The organism is Ramlibacter sp. MMS24-I3-19 (assembly GCF_050320135.1).
GTDB lineage: Bacteria > Pseudomonadota > Gammaproteobacteria > Burkholderiales > Burkholderiaceae_C > Ramlibacter.
The window spans coordinates 3,481,521-3,501,209 of record NZ_CP190017.1 but is presented as its reverse complement, the minus strand read 5'-3'; the positions used below and the strand labels follow the sequence as shown (position 1 = coordinate 3,501,209).

The window sequence follows — 19,689 nt, the reverse complement described above, 5'->3', positions numbered from 1 at the left end:
GCATGTACCGGATTCCGATCCTCCAGATGGGCAACTACCTGCTCGTCACCATCCAGGTCGACATGCAGGACCAGACCGCGCTGGCGCTGCAGGACGACCTCGCCGAGAAGATCTCGCGCTCCGGCGCGAAGGGCGTGCTGATCGACATCTCGGCGCTCGAGATCGTCGACTCGTTCGTCGGCCGCATGCTGGCCGGCATCTCCGGCATCGCGCGCATCCTCGATGCCACGACGGTGGTGGTGGGCATGCAGCCCGCCGTCGCCATCACGCTCGTGGAACTCGGGCTGTCGCTGGAAGGTGTGCGCACGGCGCTGAACGTCGAGCGCGGCATGCAGCTGCTGCAGGGCACGCGCAAGGGGCAGCTACTTGGCCGCTGAATCGCAGGGCGCGGTCCCCCTCCGCAGCGAAGCCGACATCGTGGCCAGCCGGCAGGTGGTGCGGCAGCTCGCCGTGTCGCTGAAGTTCTCGCTGGTCGACCAGACCAAGATGATCACGGCGGCCAGCGAGCTCTCGCGCAACACCCTGGTCCACGGCGGCGGCGGCGAGATGCGCTGGAGCGTCATCGAGGACGGCCTCAAGCGCGGCCTGAAGCTGCAGTTCCAGGACGAGGGCCCGGGCATCCCCGATCTCAACCTGGCGCTCACCGATGGCTGGACCTCCGGCGGCGGCATGGGCCTGGGGCTGCCGGGCAGCAAGCGGCTGGTGCACGAATTCGACCTTCGTTCCGCGCCCGGACAGGGCACTTGCGTCACCATCACGCGATGGAAGTGATCCGCGCGCCCCAGCACGTCGCGTTCACCATGGACGACGGCACGCGCGTCGGCGAGGCCCGCCGGCACGCCGCCTTGCTGTCGCCGTGCGCCCAGCTGGACGAGGTGCAGGCTGGCCGGGTGGCCATCATCGTCACCGAGCTGGGCAACAACCTGGTGCGCCATGCCACCCGCGGCTTGCTGCTCCTGGCGGTGTACGAGGAGCGCCGCGAGGTCGAGATCGTCTCGATCGACCGCGGGCCCGGCATCGCCGACGTGGGCCGCAGCCTCAGCGACGGCTTTTCCACCGGCGGCACGCCCGGAACGGGCCTGGGCGCGGTGCGCCGCCTGGCCACCGACTTCCACCTGCATTCGGCCGTGCCGGACGGCACCATCGTCGTCGCGCGCGTGCGGGCTGCGGACGCTGCGCCGGACCGGCAGGAGCGGCCGATCGTGGCCGCCGGGCTGTCGGTGGCGCTGGCTGGCGAACTCGTGTGCGGCGATGCCTGGGCCGTGGCCTTCGACGGCAATGCGGCCTCGGTGCTGGTCGCCGACGGCCTGGGCCATGGGCCGGACGCGCACGAGGCCTCGCGAGCCGCGGTGGACGTGTTCGCCGCTGACCCCCGCGCGGCCCCGCGCACGATGCTGGGCGCCATGCACGCCCGGCTGCGCTCCACCCGCGGCGCCGCGGCCACGCTGCTGCAGCTGGATGCCGCTGCGTCCACAATCCGCTCCTCCGGGGCGGGCAACGTGGCGGCGCGCATCGTGTCGGGCGACAGGGACAAGACCGTGCTCACGCAGCACGGCACGGTGGGGCTGCAGATGCGCTCGCCGGACGAACAGGTGCTCGAGTGGCCACCGCACGCGCTGCTGGCGGTGCACAGCGATGGCCTCGAGAGCCGCTGGACGCCACAGCGGCTGATGCCGCTGCTCCAGCGCGATCCCATGCTTGCGGCAGCCGTGCTGCTGCGCGACCACAGCCGCGGACGCGACGACGCCACCGTGGTCGTCGCCCGCCGCGCCCACTGACATGGCCGATACCGACAACAACGCCGCCACCGAGATCGCCGCGCTGCGAGCGGAGCTGGAGGAGACCAACCGCGGCGTGGTCGCGCTGTACGCCGAGCTGGACGCGCAGGCCGAGAAGCTGCGCGAAGCCACCGAGCTCAAGAGCCGCTTCCTCGCCTACATGAGCCACGAGTTCCGCACCCCGATCAGCTCCATCCGCAGCATCGCGCGGCTGCTGATGGATCGCGTGGACGGCCCGCTCACGGAGGAACAGGAGCGCCAGGTCGGCTTCATCCAGCAGCAGGCGGCCGAGTTCGCCGACATGGTGGACGACCTGCTGGACCTGGCGAAGGTGGAAGCCGGCCGGGTCGAGATCTCGCCGGCCTGGTTCGAGATGGTTGACCTCTTCTCGGCGCTGCGCGGGATGTTCAAGCCGGTGCTCACCAATCCCGACGTGGTGCTGGTGTTCGAGGAGCCGCACGACATCCCCAAGCTGTACACCGACGACCGCAAGCTGTCGCAGATCCTGCGCAACTTCGTGTCCAACGCGCTCAAGTTCACGCCCAAGGGCGAGGTGCGCGTCGCCGCACGGCGGCTGGACAGCGGCCTGATCCAGTTCAGCGTGGTCGACACCGGCATCGGCATCGCGCCCGAGTACCACCAGAGCATCTTCCAGGACTTCTCGCAGGTGCAGTCGGCGCTGCAGAAACGCCTGCGCGGCACCGGCCTCGGCCTGTCGCTGAGCAAGCGCCTGGCGGAACTGCTCGGCGGCACGGTCGCCCTGCAGAGCGAGCCCGGCAAGGGCTCCACCTTCTCCGTCACGATTCCCGCGGAACTGCCGGAGGACCGTCCCCGGCCATGATCGACAGCTCGGCCATCAGCGCGACGATCGAACGCGGCCAGCACACCGTGCTGGTGGTCGACGACAACTCGGCCACGCGGTACTCGACCACGCGCATCCTGCGCGCCGCGGGGTTCCGCACGGCCGAAGCGGGCAGCGGCAGCGAAGCGCTGGCCCACGCACAGCGGGGCGTATCGGCCGTGGTGCTGGACGTGCACCTGCCCGACATGAGCGGCTTCGATGTCTGCCGCCAGCTCCGCGCGGCGCGCGCCACCGCCACCATGCCGGTGGTGCACCTGTCGGCCGAGTTCACCCGCAACGAGGACCGCGTGGCCGGCCTCGACGCCGGTGCCGACGCCTACCTGATTCATCCAGTCGAGCCGGCCATCCTGGTGGCCACGCTGCAGGCGCTGATCCGCGCCCGCACGGCCGAGGACCAGCTGCGGCGCAGCGAACTGCGGTTCCGCGCGATCTACGACCATGCGCCCAGCAGCATCGTGCTGCTCGATCGCGACGGCGTCGTGGTGGATGCCAATCCCGCCATGACGGCGCTGCTCGGACTTCCGCGAGAGGCGATCGTGGGCCGCGTGCTGGCCGACCTGGCGCCGCAGGATGCGCGCGCGGTGGTGCAGGCCAAGTCGCAGGGCGGCGGCGACCGGCCCTGGCACGGGGCCTTCCCACTCGCGCATGCGGACGGGCGCCAGATCCACCTGGACTGGCACATCTCCAGCCACGTCGATCCCGGCGTGCGCATCGCCATCGCCACGGACGTCACCGAACGGCTGCAGCTGGAGCAGCAGCGGCGCGAGATGCTGGCGCGCGAGCAGGCGGCCCGCGCGGTGGCCGAGCGGCACAGCCGCACCAAGGACGACTTCATCGCGGTCCTGTCGCACGAGTTGCGCACGCCGCTGAACGCCATCGTCGGCTGGGTCGCGGTGCTGATGCGGCGCGACCCGACGCCGCAGGCCATGCTGGGCCTGAAGGCCATCGAGCGCAACGTGAAGACGCAGGCGCGGATCATCTCGGACATCCTGGACGTCTCGCGCATCAACTCGGGCAAGCTGCGCCTCGAGCGCGAGGAGGTCGATCCCGTGGCGCTGGCCGTGAGCGCGCTGGGTTCGCTGCGCACGGCCATCGACGAGAAGGGCCTGCACGTGGCGCTGGACGTCGACAGCGCGCACCAGCCGGCATGGCTGGATCCGGCGCGCTTCCAGCAGGTGCTGTGGAACCTGGTGACCAACGCCGTCAAGTTCTCCGAGCACGGCGGCCTGATCCGCGTGTCGCTGGCGCGCACGGGTTCGCGCCTGCTGCTGCGCGTGCAGGACGTGGGCCGCGGCATCGCCCCCGAGTTCCTGCCGCTGCTGTTCGAGCGCTTCTCGCAGGGCAGCCCGCCGGGCGAGCGCACCCACGGCGGCCTCGGGCTGGGCCTCTCCATCGTGCGCCACATCGCCGAGCTGCACGGCGGCACGGCCCGTGCGGCCAGCGACGGCATCGGGACCGGCACCACCATGGAGGTGGAGTTCGAGGTCGAGCACGCCGGCGGGGAAGAGGCAGAGGACTCCACGCTCGGCGGCCTGTCCGCCGCCGACGAACTGCACGACGCGAGCCCGCTCGAGGGGCTGTCGGTGCTGGTCGTGGAGGACGACGCCGACGCCAGCGAGATGCTCTCGGTGATCCTGCGCGACCGCGGCGCCCTGGTCCGCACGGCCGTCGACTACGACACCGCGCTGCGCGCGCTGGGCGACCAGTGGCCCGACATCCTGGTCAGCGACATCGGCCTGCCGATGCGCGACGGCTACGAGTTGATCCGCGAGGTGCGCAGGCTGCAGCCGGCCACCGCCGACCGGCTGGCCGCCGTGGCCCTCACGGCGTTCGCACGGCCCGAGGACAAGGCCAACGCGCTGGAGGCCGGCTTCGACGACCACCTGCCAAAGCCGCTGGATGCGCTGGCCCTGGTGGCCTCCATCCGCTCCCTCCGGAGCCGTGCGTGACGGCTCGCAGGGCACTGCCCGCCATCCCTTCTTGACCACGGCCGCCTCTCCCGATGCAGTCCGCGGGGTGCGCGCGGCCGTGCTGATCCTGTCGGGCGCTTCCTTCCTCAGCGGGGCCGCGCTGCGCATCTGCGACGGCCTGATTCCGCGGCTCGCGCGCGACTTCTCGCTGACCACCGGCGCGGCGGGGCGCGTGGTCATCGTGTTCTCCATCGCCTACAGCGTGATGCAGCTGGTGTTCGGTCCGCTCGGCGACCGCTTCGGCAAGGTGCGCCTGATCGCGGCGGCGCTGTTCGGCTGTGCCGCGCTCTCGTTCGCCGCGGCCGCGGCGCCGGGGTTCGACGCCCTGCTGGCTGCGCGTGTTGGCTGGGGCATGGCCGCAGCGGGCGTGATACCGCTCGCGATGGCGTGGATCGGCGATGCCGTGCCGTACGAGGAGCGGCAGGCGACGCTCGCGCGCCTGCTCACGGGCACGCTGTCGGGAATGATGGCGGGCCAGCTGGCCGGCGGCTTCTTCGGCGAGGGCGCCGCCGGCTGGCGCGGCGCGTTCGCCACCCTCGGATCCGGCTATACCGCGCTGTTCGCGCTGCTGCTGGTGCGCCTGCGCACGATGACGGCGGCGGCACACGTCGCCACCGAGCGCCGGCACATCCTGCGGCAGTGGCAGCTGGTGCTGGGCTCGCCGTGGAGCCGCAAGGTGCTGGCCGCCGCACTGGTCGAGGGCATCTTCCTGCTCGGGCCGCTGGCCTACATGCCCTCGCTGCTGCAGCAGCGCTTCGGCGTCTCGCTGTCTGCAGCGTCGGCCATGATCGCGCTGTACGCGGGTGGCGGGCTGGTCTATGCGATCTGCGCCCGCCGCATCGTCACCACCTGGGGCGAGCGCCGCATGGTGCTCGCGGGCGGCTGGATCATGGGCCTGGGCGAGCTGCTCTGGCTGGTGTCGCCAGTGCCTTGGACCGTGGCCCCGGTCGCGCTGGCGATCGGCTTCGGCACCTACCTGTACCACAACACCCTGCAGACCAACGCCACGCAGATGGCCCCCAGCGCGCGCGGCACGGCCGTGGCGCTGTTCGCCTTCTGCCTGTTCTTCGGCCAGGCGCTGGGCGTCAGCCTGGCGGGCTTCGCGTTCGACCACCTCGGACGCGTGCCGATGCTGCTGGGTCCCGCGCTGGCGCTGCCGCTGGCCGGGTGGGCCTTCAGCGTGGCATTGCGCACGCGAGCCGGCCGGGCCGCCGGCTGAACCGACGCCGTGGCGAACGGGTGGCTCTCCAAGCTGCGGCAACGGTCCTGGTCGATCGGGCAGCTGCTGTTCGCCATCATCGGGCTGGGCCTCGTGCCCTTCGTCCTGTTCGCCGCCCTGGCCGCGATGGATGCCGCCGACCGGCAGGAAGACGAGATCCGCCGCTCCACTCTCGACCTGTCGCGCGCGCTCGCGATCGCGATCCAGGGCGAGCTCGATGCGGCGGTGGCCGCCATGCGCGTGTACGCCGAATCGGCCGATGCCGACTCCGCCGACTTCCACCGCCTCCGCGACATCGCGCAGCACATCCTGCGGGAGCGACCCGACTGGGCCAACATCATCCTGGCCGACCCGTCCAGGAACATCCTGTTCAGCACGGCCGTTCCGTTCGGCACGCGCAGCGAGGTGGTGGACAGGGCCAGCCTCGACGACGCCATCCGCACGCGTCGCCCGGTCGTCGGCCAGCTGAGCACGGGACCGCGAGGCCGTCCCGCCATCCCGGTCCGCGTGCCGCTGCTGCGCGGCGGCGAAGTGGTGGCCGTGCTGACGGTGACCATCAAGCCCGAGAGCTTCGTGCGCATCTTCCGGATGCAGAAGGTGCCGGAGAACTGGGTGATCGCCGTGTTCGACGCCAACCTCGCGCGCGTGGCGCGGTCCAGGGACCACGCCGGCACCATCGGCGGATCGCCGTCACCGACGTTGCGCGAAGCCTTGCTGCGCTATCCCGCCGAAGGCGTCACGCGCACGAGCACGCTCGAAGGCGACGAGGTCGTGACCGGATTCGCGCGGCTGCCCACCTACGGCTGGGTGGTCGCCGTCGGCGCGTCGACCCTGCCGGTGCGCAGTGTGCTCCTGCGCGGCGTGGGCTTCTACACCGCTGGCGCCCTCATCACCCTGGCGGCCTGCGTGCTGCTGGCCACCTGGCTCTCGCGGCTGATCAGCCGCGACATCCACCGGGTGCGCGAACTCGCCACCGACATGGGCCGCGAGCAGCGCGTGGCCGCGCCGGGCAGCGTGATCACCGAGGTCGACCAGATCGGCCATGCCATGGAGGACACGTCCGCGAGGCTGGTGGTGCTGGTGGACCAGTTGCGCGACGCCGTCGACCAGGCGCAGGCGGCCGGCAAGGCGAAGGACGAATTCATCGCGGTCACCAGCCACGAGCTGCGCAATCCGCTGTCGCCGATCGTCGCGGCGCTGCACATCCTGGACATGAAGTCGGATGGCTCGACGCAGATGGAGCGCGGGATCATGCACCGGCAGGTCAACCAGCTGAGCCGCCTGGTGGACGACCTGCTCGACGTGTCGCGGCTCACCCGCGGCCAGATGGCCATCACGCCGCGGCGGCTCGACTTTCGCGAGCTGGCCGAACGCGTGGTGGGCGAGGCGCGCCTGGGCCTCGAAGCCTCGCGGCAGCCGGTGCAGATCGGGTTCACGGCGCACGAGGACGGGCCGCTGTGGGTGCTGTGCGACGAGGCCCGCATGACGCAGGCCATCAACAACCTGCTGGGCAACGCGGCCCGCCATGCGAACGGCCGCCCGGTGTCCGTGGACCTGGCGGCCAGCGACTCGGAAGTGCGGCTCACCGTGCGCGACTTCGGCACCGGCATGGACGACGCCACGCTGGGCAAGGTGTTCTCGCCGTTCTACCAGTCGCGCGACAACCAGAACGAGTTGCGCGGCAGCCTGGGCCTGGGCCTGTCGATCGTGCGCAGCATCGTGCAGTCGCACGGCGGCCGCGTGGCGGCACGTAGCGAGGGACTGGGACAGGGAAGCGCCTTCGAAGTCATCCTGCCGCGGGCGCCCGCGGCAGAGGTCAACGGAAGCTGAGGGAGCGGGAAGACCGCCTGCGCGTCAGGAAGCGACCGAGCTGGCCACGAAGGGACGTGCGACGGCGTCGCGACGGGCCCAGATGTGCAACCGGCTCAGGACCGTGAGGCTGTCGCGCTCCTTTTCCTGCAGCACGGCGACGCGGTGCGCCAGGTCGAGCAGCTGGCCCTCGGGCAGCTGCGCGGCCACGCCGTCGGCGAAGCGCGAATTCGCGGCGTGCAGTTCGTCGTGGGCGGCAAGCCATTCGCTGTAAGCCATCCTGGTCGAATTCACGTCGTCGCTCCCCTTGCAGTTGGCCGGTCCAGGCTCATGGGGAGATGGTCATTCCTCCCAGCCTCAGCCGCTGTAGGACAACGCGCCAGCTCGGCGTCGGCACGCTGCCGAGCTAGTCCGATGTGATGCCGTTCTGGCGGATGAGGGCGCCGTAGCGGGCCAGTTGCGTGCGCATCGCCGCGCCGAGCTCTTCCGGCGTGGAGCCGCGCGGCGTCAGCCCCTGCGCATTGAGCTTGTCGCGGACGTCGGGATCCGCCAGGGACTTCTGCACGGCGGCATGGAGGGACTGCACGATCGGCTTCGGCGTGCCCGCCGGTGCGACGAGCGTGAACCATGAGTTGAACTCGAAGCCCGGCAGGCCCGATTCGGCCACGGTCGGCACGTCCGGAAACTGCGGCATGCGCCTCGGCGTGGTCACGCCGACCAGCCGCAGCTTGCCGGCCCGGATCAGCGAGGTCACGGTGGCGATGCCCTGGAACGCGGCCTGCACTTCCTGGCCCGCCACGCCCATGGCCGCCTGCGTCGCGCCCTTGTACGGCACGTGCTTCATCTGCACGCCCGCCTGCGACGCGAACAGCGCCATCGCGATGTGCTGCGGGCTGCCGTTGCCGCCGGAGCCGTAGGTGAGCTCGCCGGGCGTTCGCTTCGCCGCCGCGATCAGGTCGGCGGCCGATTTCACCGGGGACTCCGTCGGCACCACCAGGCCCCATTCGACGGTCGCGACCAGCGACACCGGCTCGAAGTCCTTCAGGATGTCCCACGGCATCGTCGCGTGCAGGTGGGGCACCATGGTCATGATGCTGTCGTTGAAACCGCCCAGCGTGTAGCCGTCGGCGGCCGCCTTGGCGACGTTGCCTGCACCGACCAAGCCGGCGGCGCCGGGCTGGTTCTCGATCACCAGCGACTGCCCGAGCTCCTGGCCCATGCGCTGCGCGACGATGCGCGCGGCCGCGTCCACCGCGCTGCCCGCGGCGAGCGGCACGATGATGCGGATCGGCTTGGTGGGCCACGCGGCCTGCGCGTGCGCGAGGCCCGCGAGGGCCAGCGTGCCGCCGGGCGCGGCGAGCAGGAGGGAGCGTCGGGTGAGGCGCATGCGGGTCTCCGGAATCAGGCGGATTGCAGGGTGGGGATGTCCAGCTCGCGCGCCACCGTGTCCAGCTGCGCGAGCAGCGCGGGCGGCAATGCGAGGCCTTCGCGCTCGCTCTGCTGCCGGCGCAGGTGGCTCTGCTCGCCGGGCAGCCAGATGCGATCCACGCCCGGCATGCGCTCGCTGCCCCGCATTTCGCGGATCACCGTGTCGACGCGCGTCTTGAACGCGGCCACGTCGCCGATGGCGGCAGGGTCGATGGCGAGGATGGCCTGGCCTGTGTTCGTCGTGCTGCGGAAGTCCTTGTTGAAGTCCAGCACCTCGCGGCCCATCGCCGCGCCATTCAGCGTGCCGGCCAGCAGGCCGACGACCAGCGCGAGCCCGTAGCCCTTGTAGCCGCCGATGGGCATCAGGAAGCCTTCGTCCGCGCGCTTCGGGTCGGTGAGCGGCTGGCCGAGCCGATCGATCATCCAGCCCACCGGCATCTGCTCGCCGCGCTGCGCCTTGGCCTTCACCTTGCCGTAGGCCGCCACGGTGGTGGCCATGTCCAGCACCACGGGCGGCTCTTCTCCGGCAGGCACGGCGACGGCCACCGGGTTCGTCGACAGCAGCATGTCCAGCCCGCCCCAGGGCGGCAGGTGGTTGGCGTTGCCGACCGCGAAGTAGAGGCCCACCATGTCGTGCGCCAGCGGCATGCGCGCATACAGCGAGGCTGGTCCCGCGTGGTTGGACAGCCGCGCGCCGACCCAGCCCACGCCGCATGTGCGTGCCTTGTCGATCGCCAGCTGCGCGGCCTTGTGCATCACCAGGTGGCCGAACCCGTTGTCGCCATCGAGCAGCGCCATCGCGGGGCGCTCCTGGATCACGCGGATGTCCGGCCGCAGGTTGTAGCCGCCCTCGCGGATGCGGCGCGCATAGGGCGCGAGGCGGATCGCGCCATGGCCGTCCGAACCCTGCGCTTCGGCCTCGGTCATGAGCCCTGCAACGATGGCTGCATCGGCCGGCGGCAGCCCCAGGCGCTGCAGCGCCAGCGTAATGAAGCCGCAGAGGCGCGCCGGCGCGATGCGGTCAGGCATGCAGGATCCTTTCGTGCAGCGCGAGCACCGCGCAATCCGGGCTGGCCAGCACGGGGCAGGGCAGCTGTCGCTGCACCTCCTCGCGCGCCGACGCCATCGAGAACTGGGCCAGCATCACGACGTCGCAGTCCTGCAGCGCCTGCGCGGACTCGGCGACCTTGCGATGGTGCTCGGCCGCGCGTCCCTGCGCCAGGTCGCGCATCGCGTCCGGCACGAACACGCTGTGCAGGTCCACGATCGCGCCGCGCGCCGCGGCCATCGCCTGCAGCTCGTGCGACATCGACGGCAAGGAGGCCTCGAAGGTGGCGAGCAGGCCGGCCTTCAAGGTGCCGGTGCGCGGCGTCAGGGCGAGCGCCTGCTCGAACATCGCCTCGTTCGGTTTCAGCGTGGGACGGCCCGCCAGGCGCGCAGCCGCCTCGATGGCCGGACCGAAGGCGGAGCACGTGAACAGGATGCCTTCGCACCCGGTGGCGACGGCATAGCGCGTGAGGGCGAGGAACCGATCGACCATCTGCTGCGTGAGGCGGCCTGCCGCGGCGCGGTCCGCCGAGAGGCTGTCATCCAGCAGGTTCATCCGCACGGCCGCCGGCCAGTGCCTCTGGAACGCGGCCTGGATCGGTTCGACCGCGAGGGGCGTGGCATGGATCAACGCGATGCGCGGCCCGGGGGAGGTCATGGGCGCCCATGCTACGCGCGGGCGCCGCGAAGGCGCTGCGGGTATCCGCTGACGCCCGCTCAGCCCTCGCGATGGAAGTGCGCCGCTGCCTGGCCCGTGCCTGCCAGCGCCTGCTTCTCCCGCTCGGCCAGCTCGCCCTGCCGGTACGGCTTGGGCAGCACCGCCATCGGTGCTGCGCTTTGAGCTAGGAGTTCGACGTGGCCAGCGGCAAGACCCCCGAAGACGCGGTAAGCAAGCCCCTGGACGTGCAGGGCGGCGCGGCCGGGGTGCCGGCCTCGGGTGAACTGGAAGGCATCCGGTTCAACCCGCTCGGCAACCCCGGCGTGAAGCACTGGCAGGCCGGCTACGTGACGCGGCCGGACCTGGAGGACCGCAACATCGTCTTCTTCGCCGCGATCGCCATACCGGCGGCGTCCATGCCAGCGTCTTCAGCGACAGCCCCACGCCACGTGAGAGGCGGCTGACGTCGCACAGCCGGCTGGCGACCGATGACCTTGCAATGTGTCACCCTTCCCATCGCGCGTGTACAGACTTGACCGGGCGTTCACGAAGAACATCCCGCGCCATGCGAGATGAACATGGTCAAGACAACAGCCTGAAGTACGAGCTGACACTGGCCCGTGCCGAAGAAGCCGAAGCACTGCGGCGCGCCTGCAACCTGAGGGCCCGCGCCGCCTCCTACGAGGACGTGAAGCATGCGATGCGCGAGGCAGATGCCTGCCATTCGCGCGTGACCTTCCTGTACCGGGAGCTGCACCACCGCGAGAAAGCCTAGCCGCCGCCGGCTTTGGTCGTACGATGGTCTCATCCCGGCTGCACGTGGCCGCCGGGCCAGGAGACGCACGATGTTCCTCCGGAACTGCTGGTACGTGGCCGCTTGGGCCCACGAACTCATCGACGGGAAGATGCTGGCGCGCACCATCCTCGAGGAGGCGGTGCTGCTCTACAAGAGCGAGACCGGCAAGGTGGTCGCGCTGCGCGATCGCTGCTGCCATCGCGGCGTGCCGCTGCACCTGGGGCGCCGCGAAGGTGACTGCGTGCGCTGCATGTACCACGGCCTGAAGTTCGACCCCGGCGGCAAGTGCATCCAGATTCCCGGCCAGGACGTCATTCCAGCGAAGCTGGGCGTGAAGAGCTATCCGGTCGTGGAGAAGGACGGCCTCGTGTGGATCTGGACGGGCGATGCGGCCAGGGCCGACCCGGCGCAGATCATCGACTTCCCTTACCTGCGCGATGCGCAGTGGAAGGGCATCCCCGACTACATGCACTACGACGCCAACTGGCTGCTGATCGTCGACAACCTGTCCGATTTCGCGCACCTGGCGTTCGTGCACACGAAGACGCTGGGCGGCTCGGAGGAGTACGCCTACAAGACCAGGCCGGTCGCGATCGAGCGGCTGCCAGACGGCTTCCGCGTCGAGCGCTGGCACATGGACGCAGCGCCGCCGCCATTCCACCGCAAGGTGCTGCCGGCCGCGGAGAAGGACCAGCATGTCGACCGCCGCAACATCGGCCACATGCACATTCCCGGCATCTTCTTCCTCGAGTCGATGTTCTCGCCGGCGGGCAGCGGCAGCGAGAAGGGCAACCGCGAGGGCACGCGCGAATACCGCAACTGCCAGTTCATGACGCCCGAGACGCGTCGCACCACGCACTTCTTCTGGACCTACCTGAACAACTGGGAGGGCAGCGACCACAACGTGTCGCGCTCGCTGCACCAGAGCCTGATCGAAGGCTTCATGGAAGACAAGCACCTGATCGAGGCCCAGCAGGTCGTGATCGACGCCGACCCGGACTTCGAGCTGCAGGCCATCGCCTCGGATGCGGCGCTGTCGCACTTCCGGCGCATCTTCTCGCAGCGGGTGGCGGCCGAGCGCGCGGACGAGGCGACCACCAAGGCCGCTACGCCGGTTGCGGTCAAGCCGCACCAGGCCGGCCTGAGCGCCTGAGCGTCCGGTCCCGCGCACCAGCCGTCGGCCGCGGGAACGCCGGCACGGCTCGCGACATCCATGCCTCCACCCACCCAAGGAGACCTCGATGCGCGTCGTTCCCACCCTCATTGCCGTGCTGGCCGCCACCTGCACCTGCCTCGCCCAGGCCCAGTCCGGTCCCAGCGATCCGCAGATCGCCCAGATCGTCGTCACCGCCAACCAGGTCGACATCGACGCCGGCAAGCTGGCCGAGAAGCAGGCGAAGTCCAAGGACGTGCGCGCATTCGGCAAGCAGATGGTCACGGACCACACGGCCGTCAACAAGTCCGCGACCGAGCTGGTCACGAAGCTGCACGTCAAGCCCGAGCCGAGCGACACCAGCAAGTCGCTGAAGAAGGGCGGCGACGAGAACATGGCGAAGCTGAAGAAGCTCAAGGGCGCCGCGTTCGACAAGGCCTACGTCGACAACGAGGTCACCTACCACCAGGCCGTGATCGACGCGGTCGACAAGACGCTGATCCCGTCGGCGAAGAACGCCGACCTGAAGGCGCTGCTGGAGAAGGTGCGGCCCGCGCTGGAGCAGCACCTGGAGCACGCGAAGCATCTCCAGTCGCAACTGGGCAGCTGAAGTGAAAGCTCCCCGAAGCGCCTTCGGCGCCTCCACCTCAAGGGGGCGCCACCAGCGGCCCGGCAAAGCCGGTTCCGCGGTGGCCCGCGCCGGGCTCTTCGTCGTTGCTTTGGCTGCAGCGCCCTGCGCCGGCTGGGCCGCAACGCACGACGTCACGATCGAAGGCATGAAATTCGAGCCGGCGGAGGTCACGGTGCGGGCTGGCGACACCGTGGTCTGGCACAACAAGGACCTGGTGCCGCACACGGCCACCGCGGCCGGCACTTTCGACTCCAAGGAGATCGGCCCCGGCAAGCAGTGGTCGTGGACGGCGCGCAAGCCCGGCCGCCAGCCCTATGTCTGCACCTACCATCCGGGCATGCAGGGAACGGTGGTCGTGCAATGACGCAGGTGCAGCTCGCCCGCGATCCGGTGCTGCCGCCCCTCGACGAGGCCGGCCTGGTCGAGCGCGTGCGAAGCGGCGACCCCGCCGCGTTCGAAACCCTGATGCGGCGGCACAACCGACGGCTGTACCGGGCGGCGCGGTCGCTGCTGCGAGATGCGGCCGAAGCCGAGGACGCCGTGCAGGAGGCCTACCTTGCCGCGTACCGCTCGCTCGCGGCATTCCGCGGCGATGCGTCGCTGGCGACCTGGCTCACCCGCATCGTGGTCAACGAGTGCATGGCCCGCCTGCGTCGCCAGTCACGCCGCAACAACATCCTGCCGATCGCCGCCGGGCGCGACACGGACTTCGGGGAGAGCGACACCGTGGACCAGGCACCTCCTCCCCGTGACCAGGACACCCCCGAGCGTTCGCTGGCGCGCGCCGAACTGCGCGCGCTGCTCGAACGCCGCATCGACGGCCTGCCCGAGGACTTCCGCGCCGTGTTCGTGCTGCGGTCGGTCGAGGAGCTGAGCGTGGAGGAGACCGCGCTCTCGCTCGGCATCGCGGAGGCCACCGTGCGCACCCGCCACTTCCGTGCCCGCAGCCTGCTGCGCGAGTCGATCGCGCAGGACCTGGAGATCGCCGAGCGCGACGTGTTCGACTTCGACGGCGAACGCTGCGACCGCATCGTGGCGCAGGTGCTGAAGGCGCGTTGAGGATCGCCGGCTGCATGGTCATCGACCTCGTCGACGGCACCTACGAGCTGTTCCGGCACTTCCACGGACTGCGCCGCTTCACCAAGGGGCAGGACCGTCCGTTCGGTGCCGTGGCCGGCGTGCTGAACGGCCTGCTGGAGATGATCGAGCGCGGCACCACGCACGTCGGCGTGGCGACGGACCACGTCATCGAGTCGTTCCGCAACGGCCTGTGGCCCGGCTACAAGACGGGCGAGGGCATCGAGCCCGCGCTGTGGGCGCAGTTCCATCCGCTGGAGGAGGGCCTGGCCGCGATGGGCGTCGTGGTCTGGCCGATGACCGAGCTGGAGGCGGACGACGCGCTGGCATCCGCGGCTTGCCTGGCCGAGCGGGACGAGCGTGTCGACAAGGTGCTGCTGTGGACGCCGGACAAGGACCTGGCGCAGTGCGTGCGCGGCGACCGCGTGCTGCAGGTCGATCGCCGCGCCAAGGCCATCCGCTCCGCGGCCGGCGTGCGCGAGAAGTTCGGCGTCGAGCCCGGGTTGATCCCGGACTTCCTCGCGCTGGTCGGCGACACCGCTGACGGCTATCCGGGCATCGAAGGCATCGGCGCCGTCGGCGCGGCCAAGCTCCTGAACCGGCATGGACCGATCGAGGCGTTCCCTCCCGCCGTGCTGGGCGAGGCGAGGGAACGTGCGCTGCTGTTCAAGCACCTGGCGACGCTGAGGACGGATGCGGCGCTGTTCGCCGACGTCGAGGCGCTGCGCTGGCGCGGTCCCACGGAGGCGTTCGCCGCGTGGACCCACAGGATCGATGCGCCCCGGCTGCTCGAGCGGGCTCTCGCCGCGCACGCGAAGGTGCAGGCGGAGGCGGACGTTCAGCCCGGTTTGCCGTCCAGGCGTGGCCGGGTGAGAACGGGCCAGTAGCACACGGCGTACAGCCCGAAGCCGGCCGACCACAGCGTGGCCGAGGCGAGGATCGCGGCCATCATGCGCTCCGGCCACAGCAGGGGCACGGCCACGCGGACGACGCCCGCCAGGAGGACCAGCACGTAGCAGGCCACATCGCGCGCGTCGGCGCGCACCGGCCGGGCGGTGTGGCCGCGCGCCGTGCGCGTCATCATGCCGATCACCAGTCCGCCGATGGCGCCGGCCGTGAGGGCATGCGTGGCGATCGAGGGCGCCACCCAGCCCCAGGCCGCCAGTGCACGCAGCAGCAGGTGCAGCGGGATCCACGCGTAGGCCGCGTGCAGCACCCAGACCAGGGGCACGCGGCGCGTGGTCCACGGCGTCCAGAGCAGCCAGCGCGCGAGATGGGCGATTGCGGCCACGGCACACACGACGCCGATGACGTTGGCCGGCAGCCGAAGCGCATCGGCCACGAGCAGGGCCAGCACGGCACCCAGCGCCGCCTTCTCGACCACCGGCTCGCGGCGGGCCTGCGCGCCCGGCACGCCGTTGTTGGTGAACATCGGGATCACGCGTCCCGCCATGACCGACACGATGAACAGCAGCACGTCGAGTGCGAGCTGGATGCCGGCCCAGGCTGGCAACTCCAGCACCCGCAACTGCGCCAGGTGCACCGCCGCCGTTGCGCCCGCCAGCAGGACCAGCAAGGCGATGAAGAAGTAGTTGCGGCGGTTCCCCGCGCGTACGAAGGGCACCCCGAGCGACACGGCCGCCGCGAGCGGAAAGGCCGTGTTGGCGCAGGCCGCGGCCCAGCCGAACGGCGTCAGCACCAGCACGCGGCCCGCGAGCCAGAGCAGCGCGAGTGCTGCGAGCAGCGGCCCGGTGGGCGTCGGCTGGTTGGTCCAGTTGCGGCCTGCCGTGAACAGGAAGCCGACCACCACCGCAAGCGCGAAGCCGAACAGCATCTCGTGCGCATGCCACAGCGGGCCCTGCAGGTACGCGAACGGCAGCAGCCCGCTGAACTGCAGCGCCCACAGCCCGATCGAGACCGCCGCGAACAGGCTGGCCAGCAGGTAGAACGGGCGGAATCCCAGCGCGAGCAGCGCAGAGCCCGCCGGCGCGACCGTGGCAAGGGGGACCTGGCGCCGAGGGATCGATGTCATGGCGACCGATGCTCGCACCGGGCAGCCCGCCGCGCTTGAGCTGCATCAACCGGGACGCACATCAGCGGCCACCCTCGGCGGTGGTTCGCACGGCACCTTGCGTGGCGACCAGCCGGCGCAGCCAGCCGATGGCCGTGGCCGACCATGCAGTCAATGCGATCCATGCGAATGCGGTCGCAACTTTCATCAGAAAGCCGAGCTGAAGCGCACTACCCAGCGTCCCCGATGCCACGCTGTACATGCCCAGCGGGAACACCGCGCTCCACTGGCCGAAGTCGTAGTGCAGCGGCATGCCGCGCACCACGTGCCGCCATACATGCAGCACCAGCAGCAACGGGATCCACCACGTGCCGATGGCCCAGCACAGGAGCGAGCCGGCGCGCAGGGCCGGGAGCATGTCGGCCAGCAGCGGCACGCTGCCGGCCGCGCCCACGAGCCCGGCACCGGCCAGCGTGGAGATCGCCATCGCGCCCATGGTGATCCACCAACCCGGTGTGAGATCCCCCGGCGCGAAGGGCAGGAACACGGCGCGGTACAGGAGCAGGGTGGCGAGGCACGCATACAGGCCGATGCCGACCAGCCAGGCGCACAAGGCGAACAACTCCAGGTGGGCGCGCGCGGCGGGGTCGAGGTCCGGCGCGAGCAGGGTGGCGAGCACGCACAGCGACTGGATGGCAACGACGGCCAGCAGCCACCCTCCGTGCAGGCATTGGGCGAGTGGCGGCTTGTCCCTCGCGATCACGAGCGCACCGAAGATCGCGTATGTCAGCACCAGCCAGGCGGTCGTGGCGATGGACAGCATCGCGATCGAGAACGACAGCGTGCCGGGGAAGGCCATGGCGCCCGAGCCCACCACGGCGGTGCCCGCGACCGCGGTGAAATGCCCCGGGGCGCGGGCATGGTCCGCGAAGTCGGCCAGCAGCGCGCGCGGCTGCATCGCAACGCGGGTGGCGAGAACGGCCCAGCAGAAGGCCAGGGCCGCCGTCGCCAGGAGCTGCAGCGCGAGCGCCACCTCGCGCAGGCCGGCGTGGCCCGTGGCGATGCCCACGATGCCGGTCGCCATCACCAGCGCGAACATCGGGGGCGGACAGCGGTCTGTGATGGCGGCGAGGCGGTGCTGGTGCATGCGGACGGGTCTGGGGCCTGCAACCCCGGGGCGCCCGGGGTCACGTTTGGCGGTATGTCATGCCATGATATATTGATCCGACGCGAGACCGGAGTGCGACCAGGTCGCGCTGGATGGGAGTCTTGCAGTTGGAGCAGGCATGGGTCGATCGATGAAGAAGGGCGAGTACGAGGCCATGGCCCGGTTTCGCCACCACCTGCGCAAGTTCCTGCGCTTCAGCGAGGACGTGGCGCAGGAGCACGGCATCACGCCGCTGCAGTACCAGCTGATGCTGCAGATCAAGGGCTTCCCGGGGCGCTCGCACGCCAGCATCACCGAGCTGGCGGACCGCCTGCAATCCAAGCACCACGGCGTGGTGGCACTGGTGAGCCGCTGCGAGGAGCTGGACCTGGTGCGGCGGCGCGCCAGCGAACGCGACCTGCGTTCCGTGGAGGTGCATCTCACCGCCGCCGGCGAACGGCTCCTGGAGGCGCTGGCCCTGCTGCATCGTGACGAGGTCCAGGCCCTCTCGCAGCTGCTGCACGGCCTGGAAGGCGACAACACGGAGCTCGCACCGGCATGAATCCGCTCCCGACATCGTCGATGCCGCTGGGCACCGACCTCTATCAGGCGCTCGTGCAGGGCATGTCCGAAGCCGTCGTGGTGGCCGACCGCGAAGGCATCATCCGCGTCTGGAATCGCGGCGCGGGCGTGCTGTTCGGCTTCACGCCCGAGGAAGCGCTCGGCTCCAGCCTCGACCTGATCGTGCCCGAGCGGTTCCGCCGTGCGCACGCCGATGGCTATCGCCGCACCATCGCCAGCGGGTACCTGCGCCACGAGGGCCAGGCGGTGACCACGCGCTGCAACCACAAGTTCGGCTGCCGGCTGTACGTCTCGTTCTCGTACGGTCTGCTCAAGGATGCGCGGGGCACTGTACAGGGCGTGATCGCCGTCGGCCGCGACGTGACGGCCGAGCATTTCGAGGAAATCGCGAAGAAGGTGCGCGAGGCCCAGCTGTGCGCGACGTGAGCGGCGATACCTCTCGCAGGGGGATGCGATGAGCACGCTCGTGACGCGTCTGACGGGCGCCCTCAACCTGCGCTATCCCATCGTCTCCGCACCGATGGCCTTCGCCGCCGGAGGTGCCCTTGCGGCTGCGGTGAGCCGCGCGGGCGGACTCGGACTGATCGGTGGCGGCTATGGCAATGCGGCGTGGCTCGAGCGCGAGTTCGCGGCCGCCGGCGGCGAGCGCGTCGGCGTGGGCTTCATCACCTGGTCGCTGCAGAAATCGCCTTCGCTCCTGACGCAGGTGCTGCGGCACAAGCCCGCCGCGGTGATGCTGTCCTTCGGCGATCCGCGGCCGTTCGGCGACGAGATCCGTCGCGCCGGCGCCGTGCTGGTCTGCCAGTGCCAGGATCTCGGCCACGTGGGCGATGCGATCTCCGCGGGCGCGGGGGTCATCGTCGCCCAAGGGTCCGAGGCGGGCGGTCATGGGGCGCTACGGGGCACGCTGAGCCTGGTGCCCGAAGTGGCGGACCATCTCGCTAGGCATGCGCCCGACACGGTGCTGCTGGCTGCAGGCGGCATCGCCGATGGCCGCGGCCTCGCCGCCGCGCTGATGCTCGGCGCGGATGGCGTGCTCGTGGGCACGCGCCTGTGGGCCTCGCGCGAAGCGCTGGTCAAGGAGGGACATCACCGCGCCATCCTGGCCACGGCAGGCGACGGGACGCTGCGAACGCGCATCCCGGACATCGCGCGTGGCCTGCCGTGGCCGGCGGGGTTCACGGCGCGCATCCGCCGCAATGCTTTCACCGAGCGCTGGCACGGGCGTGAGGAGGCGCTGAAGGCTGCGGTGGCCGAGGAAGGTCCGCGCTATGTCCGTGCCTTCGAGGCGGGCGATCCTGAAGAGACTGCCGTGTGGTTCGGAGAGGCGGCTGGCCTGGTGCACGCGATCGAGCCCGCCGCGGACATCATCGACCGCATGGCGACCGAGGCGGTCGCGCGGCTGCGCACGCAGGGTGGGGCGCGGCTGGCCTGATCCTACAAACCGCGCGCGATGCCACGGACAAGCAGAGACAACCGCGGCTGATCATCCGTGCAGCCGGGCCAGCCTAACGTTGACCC

The 19,689-nt window shown here is 70.8% G+C and carries 23 protein-coding genes; 17 read left to right on the top strand and 6 right to left on the bottom strand.

Annotation, left to right across the window (positions count from 1 at the left end; genetic code table 11):
* Positions 1–2: 2 nt before the first annotated feature.
* The 7 genes from ACPWT1_RS17395 to ACPWT1_RS17365 are packed head-to-tail and all read left to right on the top strand — an operon-like array spanning position 3 to position 7,659.
* On the top strand, positions 3–377 hold the full coding sequence (locus ACPWT1_RS17395) for an STAS domain-containing protein (RefSeq protein ID WP_427912400.1): 375 nt from the start codon (positions 3–5) through the stop codon (positions 375–377).
* Positions 367–771, top strand: a complete 405-nt coding sequence (locus ACPWT1_RS17390; RefSeq protein ID WP_427912399.1) for an anti-sigma regulatory factor — start codon at positions 367–369, stop codon at positions 769–771. The genes ACPWT1_RS17395 and ACPWT1_RS17390 overlap by 11 nt, the downstream gene beginning before the upstream one ends.
* A complete protein-coding gene (locus ACPWT1_RS17385; protein WP_427912398.1) occupies positions 762–1,778 on the top strand; it encodes an ATP-binding protein in 1,017 nt (338 codons plus the stop codon). Before ACPWT1_RS17390 ends, ACPWT1_RS17385 begins: the two co-directional genes overlap by 10 nt.
* A 1-nt stretch (position 1,779) precedes the next feature.
* Positions 1,780–2,619, top strand: coding sequence for a sensor histidine kinase (locus ACPWT1_RS17380; RefSeq protein ID WP_427912397.1), 840 nt, complete (start codon positions 1,780–1,782; stop codon positions 2,617–2,619).
* Positions 2,616–4,589 carry a response regulator gene (locus ACPWT1_RS17375; protein WP_427912396.1) on the top strand — a complete coding sequence of 658 codons (1,974 nt, stop codon included), beginning with the start codon at positions 2,616–2,618 and terminating at the stop codon, positions 4,587–4,589. Before ACPWT1_RS17380 ends, ACPWT1_RS17375 begins: the two co-directional genes overlap by 4 nt.
* A gap of 31 nt (positions 4,590–4,620) precedes the next feature.
* Entirely contained in the window at positions 4,621–5,829 is a 1,209-nt protein-coding gene (locus ACPWT1_RS17370; protein ID WP_427912395.1) for an MFS transporter, read from the top strand.
* A 9-nt stretch (positions 5,830–5,838) separates the two neighbouring features.
* A complete protein-coding gene (locus tag ACPWT1_RS17365) occupies positions 5,839–7,659 on the top strand; it encodes an ATP-binding protein (RefSeq protein ID WP_427912394.1) in 1,821 nt (606 codons plus the stop codon).
* A gap of 24 nt (positions 7,660–7,683) precedes the next feature.
* Here ACPWT1_RS17365 and ACPWT1_RS17360 read toward each other — a convergent pair whose 3' ends face one another.
* From ACPWT1_RS17360 to ACPWT1_RS17345, 4 genes are all read right to left on the bottom strand, one after another.
* Positions 7,684–7,932 (bottom strand): hypothetical protein, encoded by a 249-nt coding sequence (locus ACPWT1_RS17360; RefSeq protein WP_427912393.1) that lies wholly within the window; start codon positions 7,930–7,932, stop codon positions 7,684–7,686.
* A gap of 112 nt (positions 7,933–8,044) precedes the next feature.
* On the bottom strand, positions 8,045–9,025 hold the full coding sequence (locus ACPWT1_RS17355) for a Bug family tripartite tricarboxylate transporter substrate binding protein (RefSeq protein WP_427912392.1): 981 nt from the start codon (positions 9,023–9,025) through the stop codon (positions 8,045–8,047).
* A 14-nt stretch (positions 9,026–9,039) separates the two neighbouring features.
* A complete protein-coding gene (locus tag ACPWT1_RS17350) occupies positions 9,040–10,095 on the bottom strand; it encodes an Ldh family oxidoreductase (RefSeq protein ID WP_427912391.1) in 1,056 nt (351 codons plus the stop codon).
* On the bottom strand, positions 10,088–10,771 hold the full coding sequence (locus ACPWT1_RS17345; protein ID WP_427912390.1) for an aspartate/glutamate racemase family protein: 684 nt from the start codon (positions 10,769–10,771) through the stop codon (positions 10,088–10,090). The genes ACPWT1_RS17350 and ACPWT1_RS17345 overlap by 8 nt, the downstream gene beginning before the upstream one ends.
* A gap of 197 nt (positions 10,772–10,968) precedes the next feature.
* Here ACPWT1_RS17345 and ACPWT1_RS17340 point away from each other — a divergent pair, with 197 nt between their 5' ends.
* The 7 genes from ACPWT1_RS17340 (at position 10,969) to ACPWT1_RS17310 (ending at position 15,315) form a co-directional block, all read left to right on the top strand.
* Complete coding sequence (locus tag ACPWT1_RS17340) at positions 10,969–11,235, top strand: hypothetical protein (protein ID WP_427912389.1); 267 nt, start codon at positions 10,969–10,971, stop codon at positions 11,233–11,235.
* A gap of 101 nt (positions 11,236–11,336) precedes the next feature.
* Positions 11,337–11,546: a hypothetical protein gene (locus tag ACPWT1_RS17335; protein WP_427912388.1), complete on the top strand. Its 210-nt coding sequence runs from the start codon at positions 11,337–11,339 to the stop codon at positions 11,544–11,546.
* A 70-nt stretch (positions 11,547–11,616) separates the two neighbouring features.
* Positions 11,617–12,720 carry a Rieske 2Fe-2S domain-containing protein gene (locus ACPWT1_RS17330; protein WP_427912387.1) on the top strand — a complete coding sequence of 368 codons (1,104 nt, stop codon included), beginning with the start codon at positions 11,617–11,619 and terminating at the stop codon, positions 12,718–12,720.
* Positions 12,721–12,808: 88 nt separating this feature from the next.
* Positions 12,809–13,330, top strand: a complete 522-nt coding sequence (locus ACPWT1_RS17325; RefSeq protein ID WP_427912386.1) for a DUF4142 domain-containing protein — start codon at positions 12,809–12,811, stop codon at positions 13,328–13,330.
* Position 13,331: 1 nt separating this feature from the next.
* Positions 13,332–13,715 carry a cupredoxin domain-containing protein gene (locus ACPWT1_RS17320; protein ID WP_427912385.1) on the top strand — a complete coding sequence of 128 codons (384 nt, stop codon included), beginning with the start codon at positions 13,332–13,334 and terminating at the stop codon, positions 13,713–13,715.
* Positions 13,712–14,410: an RNA polymerase sigma factor gene (locus ACPWT1_RS17315; RefSeq protein WP_427912384.1), complete on the top strand. Its 699-nt coding sequence runs from the start codon at positions 13,712–13,714 to the stop codon at positions 14,408–14,410. The genes ACPWT1_RS17320 and ACPWT1_RS17315 overlap by 4 nt, the downstream gene beginning before the upstream one ends.
* A gap of 14 nt (positions 14,411–14,424) precedes the next feature.
* Positions 14,425–15,315, top strand: coding sequence for a 5'-3' exonuclease (locus tag ACPWT1_RS17310; RefSeq protein WP_427912383.1), 891 nt, complete (start codon positions 14,425–14,427; stop codon positions 15,313–15,315).
* Here the strand turns inward: ACPWT1_RS17310 and ACPWT1_RS17305 are convergent.
* Positions 15,267–16,460, bottom strand: coding sequence for an NnrS family protein (locus tag ACPWT1_RS17305; RefSeq protein WP_427912382.1), 1,194 nt, complete (start codon positions 16,458–16,460; stop codon positions 15,267–15,269). The two genes, ACPWT1_RS17310 and ACPWT1_RS17305, sit on opposite strands and share 49 nt — an antisense overlap.
* Before the next feature lie 61 nt (positions 16,461–16,521).
* Positions 16,522–17,586 (bottom strand): tellurite resistance/C4-dicarboxylate transporter family protein, encoded by a 1,065-nt coding sequence (locus tag ACPWT1_RS17300; RefSeq protein ID WP_427912381.1) that lies wholly within the window; start codon positions 17,584–17,586, stop codon positions 16,522–16,524.
* Between the two features lie 139 nt (positions 17,587–17,725).
* Here ACPWT1_RS17300 and ACPWT1_RS17295 point away from each other — a divergent pair, with 139 nt between their 5' ends.
* The 3 genes from ACPWT1_RS17295 to ACPWT1_RS17285 are packed head-to-tail and all read left to right on the top strand — an operon-like array spanning position 17,726 to position 19,603.
* Complete coding sequence (locus ACPWT1_RS17295; protein WP_427912380.1) at positions 17,726–18,148, top strand: MarR family winged helix-turn-helix transcriptional regulator; 423 nt, start codon at positions 17,726–17,728, stop codon at positions 18,146–18,148.
* Positions 18,145–18,594, top strand: coding sequence for a PAS domain-containing protein (locus ACPWT1_RS17290; RefSeq protein WP_427912379.1), 450 nt, complete (start codon positions 18,145–18,147; stop codon positions 18,592–18,594). Before ACPWT1_RS17295 ends, ACPWT1_RS17290 begins: the two co-directional genes overlap by 4 nt.
* Positions 18,595–18,622: 28 nt before the next feature.
* A complete protein-coding gene (locus ACPWT1_RS17285) occupies positions 18,623–19,603 on the top strand; it encodes an NAD(P)H-dependent flavin oxidoreductase (RefSeq protein ID WP_427912378.1) in 981 nt (326 codons plus the stop codon).
* The last annotated feature ends 86 nt before the right edge of the window (positions 19,604–19,689 follow it).

What these genes read in the sequence shown, in the direction of transcription:
- ACPWT1_RS17395 (WP_427912400.1), top strand. Translation starts at nt 3, where the DNA reads ATGTACCGGATTCCGATCCTCCAGATGGGCAACTACCTGCTCGTCACC.
- ACPWT1_RS17385 (WP_427912398.1), top strand. Translation starts at nt 762, where the DNA reads ATGGAAGTGATCCGCGCGCCCCAGCACGTCGCGTTCACCATGGACGAC.
- ACPWT1_RS17380 (WP_427912397.1), top strand. Translation starts at nt 1,780, where the DNA reads ATGGCCGATACCGACAACAACGCCGCCACCGAGATCGCCGCGCTGCGA.
- ACPWT1_RS17375 (WP_427912396.1), top strand. Translation starts at nt 2,616, where the DNA reads ATGATCGACAGCTCGGCCATCAGCGCGACGATCGAACGCGGCCAGCAC.
- ACPWT1_RS17355 (WP_427912392.1), bottom strand. Translation starts at nt 9,025, where the DNA reads ATGCGCCTCACCCGACGCTCCCTCCTGCTCGCCGCGCCCGGCGGCACG.
- ACPWT1_RS17350 (WP_427912391.1), bottom strand. Translation starts at nt 10,095, where the DNA reads ATGCCTGACCGCATCGCGCCGGCGCGCCTCTGCGGCTTCATTACGCTG.
- ACPWT1_RS17345 (WP_427912390.1), bottom strand. Translation starts at nt 10,771, where the DNA reads ATGACCTCCCCCGGGCCGCGCATCGCGTTGATCCATGCCACGCCCCTC.
- ACPWT1_RS17335 (WP_427912388.1), top strand. Translation starts at nt 11,337, where the DNA reads ATGCGAGATGAACATGGTCAAGACAACAGCCTGAAGTACGAGCTGACA.
- ACPWT1_RS17330 (WP_427912387.1), top strand. Translation starts at nt 11,617, where the DNA reads ATGTTCCTCCGGAACTGCTGGTACGTGGCCGCTTGGGCCCACGAACTC.
- ACPWT1_RS17325 (WP_427912386.1), top strand. Translation starts at nt 12,809, where the DNA reads ATGCGCGTCGTTCCCACCCTCATTGCCGTGCTGGCCGCCACCTGCACC.
- ACPWT1_RS17315 (WP_427912384.1), top strand. Translation starts at nt 13,712, where the DNA reads ATGACGCAGGTGCAGCTCGCCCGCGATCCGGTGCTGCCGCCCCTCGAC.
- ACPWT1_RS17310 (WP_427912383.1), top strand. Translation starts at nt 14,425, where the DNA reads ATGGTCATCGACCTCGTCGACGGCACCTACGAGCTGTTCCGGCACTTC.
- ACPWT1_RS17305 (WP_427912382.1), bottom strand. Translation starts at nt 16,460, where the DNA reads ATGACATCGATCCCTCGGCGCCAGGTCCCCCTTGCCACGGTCGCGCCG.
- ACPWT1_RS17300 (WP_427912381.1), bottom strand. Translation starts at nt 17,586, where the DNA reads ATGCACCAGCACCGCCTCGCCGCCATCACAGACCGCTGTCCGCCCCCG.
- ACPWT1_RS17295 (WP_427912380.1), top strand. Translation starts at nt 17,726, where the DNA reads ATGGGTCGATCGATGAAGAAGGGCGAGTACGAGGCCATGGCCCGGTTT.
- ACPWT1_RS17290 (WP_427912379.1), top strand. Translation starts at nt 18,145, where the DNA reads ATGAATCCGCTCCCGACATCGTCGATGCCGCTGGGCACCGACCTCTAT.
- ACPWT1_RS17285 (WP_427912378.1), top strand. Translation starts at nt 18,623, where the DNA reads ATGAGCACGCTCGTGACGCGTCTGACGGGCGCCCTCAACCTGCGCTAT.